The sequence below is a fragment of the Mesorhizobium sp. LNHC209A00 genome, assembly GCF_000502915.1.
Classification (GTDB): domain Bacteria; phylum Pseudomonadota; class Alphaproteobacteria; order Rhizobiales; family Rhizobiaceae; genus Mesorhizobium.
Genome location: NZ_AYWT01000044.1, coordinates 1 through 6,512, shown reverse-complemented (window position 1 = coordinate 6,512; position 6,512 = coordinate 1). Strand labels below are relative to the sequence as shown.

Genomic DNA, 6,512 nt, shown 5'->3' with positions numbered 1-6,512 from the left:
ATTTCACGTGAATCGTTTTGCGCTGCCAGCATGGCAAGCGACATCGGCCGCCGCCCAAAGGGCGTCGTTGCAATACCCGTCTCCATTTTCTTTCACCCTCTATTAGGCAAAAGAAACCTGCTCGCCAAAACGGCGCCACGACTCTTGACAGTGATTCGGGGAAATGCGATTCTCAGCTTGCGACAGACGAGAAGGGCTTCCGCGACGGTGACGTTCGGGGGCCTTTTTCTTTTGCGGTTTCAGTCTCCTGTTGATGTCTTCTCCGACTTTCTGAACGCCTCATAAAGGTTGCCCAGATTATCGGAAATCCACGTCCCAAAGCGGCTGCCGTCCATCTCCTTCACGGCGATCGTGATGGCCTTGCCTGCCTTCTTGACGCTGACGCTAACTGATTTGTCCTCGGGGACCCAGGACTGTGCTTGGGACTTCACGGCCACCTTGCGAACCGGCTTCCCCTTCGTATTCAAGGCTGCTAGCAACCTTTCGAAGCGTTCGTTGCTCTCCAGCTCACCGAATTCTGGTCCGGACAAGATTGCGTTAACCACTTCGGATTTCTTGCCGGCGAGCAGAGACAGCTCAACCCACCGCTCGCGGCCTACAGACGTAGCTGATCCAATCTTACCGATCACAGATGCCGGAATTCTTGTGGCAACTGATACCATCTTCGAGACCGCAGCGGCGTTCGAGGCCAATGCTGACGAGATCACATCTCTGTCGTACCCCAAATCCTCAAGGCGCTTTGCGAACATGGCCTTCTCGATGAAACTGAGATTCGCACGAGCGGAATTCTCCTGACCTTGGGCAATTACATGGGTCTTGTCGTCGATCTCCTTGATGACCGCCCTCACCTTACGTCCCAGTTCGCGGGCGACTCTGACTCTGCGATGGCCGAAGACGATCATGTAGCGGCCGTCTGAGCTCGGATGCGGACGGACAAGTATGGGAGAATCCTGCCCTCTCTCCCGAATCGCTTCCAGCAACTCTTGATATTGTTCCTCGTCGTCGCCTATGCGGTCGGAAACGAACGAGCCGTCGACTGCGCTTGGGTCGAGTTCGACGACATGCTCGCCCTCAAGATACGCATCCGCTTGCTTTGCCAACTCGTTGACCGAGCGGATCATGGATTTTGACGCGCCGCGGATCGGATATGCCGCAGCGGAGGACGCCCGGTCGTCGGTCTCCGCTTCTACGAGGCCTGCAAGAAGATTCTTACGTGCCATATTTTACCTCCAGATAGCGCGTAGTCCATTGAATACATTTGGCAAATATCCACTTTTGTCAGCAGACAAAGTCAACGCCCCCATGCTTCATGAATCAAAGCTACAATTTCGCCGTTTACGACGTCCAAGGCTTCCATTGCCCGCTCGTATGTGGACCGGGTCATCGCATTCTTTTCGACTTCGTAGAGGGTCTGCTTGGTAATCCCCGCATCGGAAACCGCCGTTGATTTCAGCATCTGGTTCTTGAGGATGAATTCGCCGAACAGCGTATGCAGGAAAGCCACCATCTGCGCTTGCGGCTGATCCGTGGGTTCGAATCGGGTAACAAGATAGCGATACCACTCCAGATTCACCTCCGCACCGGCCGCCCTGATCGGCTCCAGGATGTTCCCGAGCATCAGTAGAAACTGGCCCATGCTCATCACATCGAGCATCTGTGGATGGATCGTGATCAACACTGAGGTCGCAGCGGTCAGTGCGGTGATCGTCAGATAGCCAAGCTGCGGCGGACAATCGATAACTATGACATCGTAGCGATCGTCGACCTCCATCAGTGCCGTCGAGATGCGCGTGAAAAACGCCCTGCCCACATTCGAAGACTTGTCCGTCATTGCCAGAGGCGTGTCGTATTCGAATTCCTGCAGCTCCAGGTTCGCTGGGACGATGTCCAAGCCTGGGAAATTCGTCGGCTTGATGATTTCCGAGAGAGGCACCTTCTCATTGTCATAACGAATCGCGTCGTAAAGCGATTTCGTCTGATCGAGTTCAGGTTGGAACCCATGCAACGAAGAAAGCGACGCCTGGGGATCGAGGTCAACAGCTAGGACACGGTGGCCGGTAAGCGCAAGATATTGGGCGAGGTGGGCTGCGGTCGTGGTCTTTCCGCTGCCGCCCTTGAAATTAACCACAGCTAAAATCTGAAGCTTCTCGCTCGGCCGCCGATGGGGAACATACATGCGGGCGTCAGATCGGCCGTATTGGTCGAGATACAGGCGCAGCTCAAGCATCTGTTCAGCACTGTACGAGCGCCTGCCCGACGTCGAGGTTTCAGGCACAGGTCCCCTTCCTTCCAGATGCAGTTTCTTCAGATGGCTCTGAGAAACCCCCAGGTAGGTGGCAACCTCCGCCAGCGAAAACGAACGAAGATTCTTCTTTGCGTGGGGAGGGAAGCGCTGCATCGAAAGCAGGTGCAACTTCTTCGAGATCTGGTCGCCCTGATCAAGGATGCTTTTCTCGAACAGCAGCGGGATTTTCGTAGGAAGGGGCGAACTCACGTTCATTCGATCAAGACTCTCTAAAAACGATTTTTGACGTAAAAGCGCCAACCAACCGTCATTATGTCCGATTCGTTCGCCCGGGCAAGAAATTTAAAGTTAACAAAAGCTTAATGGTCTCGGGATGGGATCAGATGATGTGATTCATGCAACTGAATATGCTAAACAATTCGGCGATTTTGTCTGCGGACAAATCCTGCTTATCCCAAGCACAACTCCTGCTGACTATCTGGGGGGATGGGCTCCGGTTCCAGAAATTCGCCTTCGACGGCATCGGCGAAATTGACTTCATCGTTGCCAGAGCGCTAACAGCGACGCCGTTCGAGACCCGTATGGTGGAAGGTAGGACGGTGCATCTTGAAACCATTCCGGAAATCATTGCCAAGAAGGTCTATTACCGCGGATCGGAAGCCAACCCGCGCGACATCTTCGACATCGCCGCTGCGGCCCCGTCGCAATTGGGCGAGGTCGTCAACGCCCTACTCGCGTTTCCCGAACACGTTGCTCGCATCAGAGAGCGGATGGAAAAGCTCAACCCGGAATTCGTCAGTCGCGCCATTGCGCAACTGATGATCATGCCTGACTACGAGGCATCGGCCGCCGACAGTCTGATCGCAGCGATCGCTTTGCTCGACGAGGTGTTGTCATGACAAAGAACCTGACCGCCTCCCGGTAGCGAACAATCGGGGAGGGGCGGCTTTTCAGAGCCCGGATGCCTTGGTGAGGTTGAGCCGGAAACGGTCGCGACGCCGCTGGTACTTGCGGGTCATCTCGGCGCTGGCGTGGCCAAGCTGCTTTTGCACATAGCGCTCGTCGACCTCGGCTGAGGACGCGAGGCCAACGCGCAGCGAATGGCCAGAAAACTTTTGGCCGCGCTCGCCCTCTGAAAGATCCCCGCGCACGCCGGCGGCCAAGGCCGCGCGTTTGACCAGCCGCGCCACCTCCTGAGCGTCCTCGGTTTGATCGCCCGCAACATCAAGGCCGATGATTTCGGAGCGGCGCAGCCACCGGCGAAGCCCAAAAGCAGCATGGCGCGGTCGCGCAGACCGCGCGGTGTGACGTGGTCGAGCGTTTCCTGCACGGCGAGAACATCCCCGCGCAGGATGGCTTCCCTTTGACGGGGCGGGGAGGCGTGTTTGTTGAGGACGCCGACGAGCACGGTGGCGATGCCCCGGTCGTTCCGGTCGAGCGGTTGACCGCGTTGTGTATAGTTCCAGGTCAGCGACGACACAGGCGGCGCTCGATGGAGTAGGACACCGACTTGTTGTCCCTTGCCGATCCCGAGGCCTAGGGCGGTGATGTAGACGCCGACCATTTGTGGGTCTGGCGGCTGCGGATCAAACGACTGACGCCGGCAGCAGACGAAAAATGCCTCCAGTCGGCGGCATAGGCGCGACGGGTGTTTGCCGAACTTGCTGCCTCGACATAATCGCGCGCACGGTCGGCTTGATTCACGTGCCTGCTAGGGCGGTGGCAACAGCCTAAATAGGTTGTCCCTGAGCTTGAAAGCTGCCGAGAAGTGCCATATCTTTTGCACAAGAAATATGACTCTCGATATGGTAGGGTGAATTCCGTGGCCCATGCACTCAAGATCCCAGAGCAGAACGGACCTCTCATCTTGTCCTACATGGACCGCAATGGGAAGATTGCGATCGAGCAGGTCGCGGACGGTTTTGGCATGTCCAAAGGCCAGTTAGCCCAGACTGCCGGTCTTGCGCGCGAGACCCTTTACCGGTCAGAGCGTAGCGCCACGGTAAAGGCCCAGGGGCGTCTGCGGGAAATGCTCGAGATCATCAGCCGCGTAACGGATTGGGCGGGTGGCAAGGAGCAGGCGATGGCCTGGTATCGTGCTCAGCCGCTTCCAGCATTTGGCGGGCGCACCGCTGAGGCGCTGGTGAAGGACGGCAAGGCCGCAGCGGTCCGTGATTATCTCGATCACATGGCCGTTGGCGGGTTTGCGTGAGGGTCGTCAGAACCTGCTACCGCGCACACGATCCACGTTGGGCATTCAAGCCGACTTCCGGCGAAGGAGCGGCGATCCGAGGCGCCCGATTCAATCCCAAAGGCGTGCCGGCACTCTATCTGGCACTGACCATCATGACGGCAATCAAGGAGGCCAACCAGGGCTTCGCACAGCGGATCGATCCGTGCGTGCTTTGCTCCTATGAGATCGATTGTGACGACATCGCGGATCTGACAACGGAAGAGGGGAGGGGAGAGTTTTCTGTGACGCTCGACGCCTGTGCCTGGGCGACTGCTCTCAGCGCCGGAGAGCGCCCGGCGTCCTGGTCCATCTACGACCGGTTGCGACCCCAAAATCTTGCCGGCATTGTGGTTCCGAGCTTCGCGCCGAGCGCCGAGATGGAGGATCGCAACCTTGTCCTTTGGAACTGGGGTCCAGATCTCCCCCATAAGGTAACTGTATTCGACCCGAGCGGCCGGTTGCCGAAGGACCAGCTGTCCTGGCGATAGGGGCGCTCCCGCGATCCGAAGGGCAGGGGAGGGGCCTTCGCAGCCTACAGTCCACTGGCCTTGGTGAGATTGACGCGAAACCGGTCTGCGCCGCTGATAACGGCGGGTCATTTCGGCGGAGGTATGGCCAAGCTGCTTCTGAACGTAACGCTCGTCGACCTCGGCCGACGAGGCAAGGCCGGCGCGCAAGGAATGGCCCGAGAATTTTGTTGCACGATCCCCTTCGGACAGGTCGCCGCGGACACCGGCGGCGAGAGCGGTGCGCTTGACCAGCCGCGCCACTTCTTGGTCGTTGAGCCGCTCGGCGCCCACTTGTTTGCCTTGCCCTGTCACCCTTCGAAAGAGCGGTCCACGGCCAATCCGGGCGAGCCTTAGCCAGGTCTGCAGGGCAACAACCGGACAGGTGGCGTCGGCGGAACCACGGCCGATCTCGACCTCGCGCCACCCGGTTTTCCCGCGCAAGGTGACGAGCAGGCCCCTTTCCAGGATCTCGATCCAGCCGCGACCGTCCTGGGTCTGGTCGCGCAAAACATCAAGGCCGATGATTTCCGAGCGCCGCAGACCGCCGGCAAAGCCAAGGAGCAGCATCGCGCGGTCGCGCAGGCCGCGCAGCGTGCCACGGTCCAGGGTTTCCAGCATGGCAATCAGGTCTTCAGGGAGAATGGCTTCCTTTTGCCGGGGAGGGGCGGCGTGGCTGTTGCGGATGCCGGCCAGCACAGTGGCGATATGCCGGTCTTTTCTGTCCAGCGGCTGGCCACGCTGAGAAAAATTCCAGCTCAGCGAAGAAAGACGTCGCTCGATTGTCGAGACGGTGTTCGGTTTTTTGTCGCCTGTTACCTTTCCGGATGCACAGGCGGTGATGTAAAGGCCGACGACCTGCGGATCGGGCGGCAACACATCGAGGTGCTGGCGGCGCGCCCAGGCGCAAAAATGCTTCCAATCGGCGGCGTAGGCGCGCCGGGTGTTGGCCGAGCTCGCCGCCTCGACATAGTCGCGGGCGCGATCGGCCAGCCGCTCGAGATGCGCCGGGACGCGCGACTGCTCGCCACCAATCGGCAGGCCGGGAGAGGGGCTTCCGCCGGCTCGTCTTCCGGGGTCTGGCCCATCGCCATAATCATCTCGACGATGTCCGGCAGAGCGCTGTCGACACTGTCGACGCCAGCCGCGGGCTCGGCCGATGGCCGCGCGTCCGACATGTCATCTCCGGCGCCCGTGCCGTGGAACGGTCCGGAGGTCGGGTCGACGTGTTTTTCGGGCTTCTGCTCGTCGAAAATGGCCATTTCCTCCATAAAGAACCAAACGAACGATAATGCAACATTATCGTTCGTTTTGTTGCTCCGACAAGCTGTGCGTTTTGGCACAAAGCCAATGGCGCAAAGCGCACGGCCGCTTTACCCTCAATTTCATGATTCGCCTTGATCCGGCCACCGCCAAGCCAACGTTGCCGCCGACCATCCCGGTCTGGGCGCTCGCCACCGACGGCGCCTCCAGCGACGCTGACGCCGCCTTCGCGGCCGGCGCCGCCCTGGGCGCGCTCGACACGCTT

5 protein-coding genes and 3 pseudogenes are annotated in these 6,512 nt (G+C 59.2%); 4 read left to right on the top strand and 4 right to left on the bottom strand.

Annotation, left to right across the window (positions count from 1 at the left end; all coding sequences use genetic code 11):
- Positions 1-239: 239 nt before the first annotated feature.
- Both repB and repA read right to left on the bottom strand, forming a co-directional pair.
- Complete coding sequence (gene repB / locus X739_RS136730) at positions 240-1,220, bottom strand: plasmid partitioning protein RepB (RefSeq protein WP_023796679.1); 981 nt, start codon at positions 1,218-1,220, stop codon at positions 240-242.
- Positions 1,221-1,291: 71 nt separating this feature from the next.
- Positions 1,292-2,500 (bottom strand): plasmid partitioning protein RepA, encoded by a 1,209-nt coding sequence (gene repA, locus X739_RS136735; protein ID WP_023796678.1) that lies wholly within the window; start codon positions 2,498-2,500, stop codon positions 1,292-1,294.
- Positions 2,501-2,640: 140 nt separating this feature from the next.
- Here repA and X739_RS0136485 point away from each other — a divergent pair, with 140 nt between their 5' ends.
- Positions 2,641-3,144: a hypothetical protein gene (locus X739_RS0136485; RefSeq protein ID WP_023796677.1), complete on the top strand. Its 504-nt coding sequence runs from the start codon at positions 2,641-2,643 to the stop codon at positions 3,142-3,144.
- Between the two features lie 51 nt (positions 3,145-3,195).
- On the opposite strand, the pseudogene X739_RS01000000167005 reads toward X739_RS0136485, so the two are convergent.
- Positions 3,196-3,940: pseudogene (locus X739_RS01000000167005) on the bottom strand (tyrosine-type recombinase/integrase); the annotation flags it as partial.
- 181 nt (positions 3,941-4,121) lie between these two features.
- Here X739_RS01000000167005 and X739_RS136740 point away from each other — a divergent pair.
- Positions 4,122-4,457, top strand: a complete 336-nt coding sequence (locus X739_RS136740) for an MbcA/ParS/Xre antitoxin family protein (protein WP_084056654.1) — start codon at positions 4,122-4,124, stop codon at positions 4,455-4,457.
- The gene (locus X739_RS0136475; RefSeq protein ID WP_084056652.1) at positions 4,454-4,966 is read left to right on the top strand and encodes an RES family NAD+ phosphorylase; all 513 of its coding nucleotides are present in this window, start codon (positions 4,454-4,456) and stop codon (positions 4,964-4,966) included. The genes X739_RS136740 and X739_RS0136475 overlap by 4 nt, the downstream gene beginning before the upstream one ends.
- A 44-nt stretch (positions 4,967-5,010) precedes the next feature.
- On the opposite strand, the pseudogene X739_RS01000000167000 reads toward X739_RS0136475, so the two are convergent.
- Positions 5,011-6,246: pseudogene (locus X739_RS01000000167000) on the bottom strand (site-specific integrase).
- 29 nt (positions 6,247-6,275) lie between these two features.
- Here X739_RS01000000167000 and X739_RS1000000170140 point away from each other — a divergent pair.
- Positions 6,276-6,512 (top strand): annotated as a pseudogene (locus X739_RS1000000170140) (DUF1403 family protein); the annotation flags it as partial.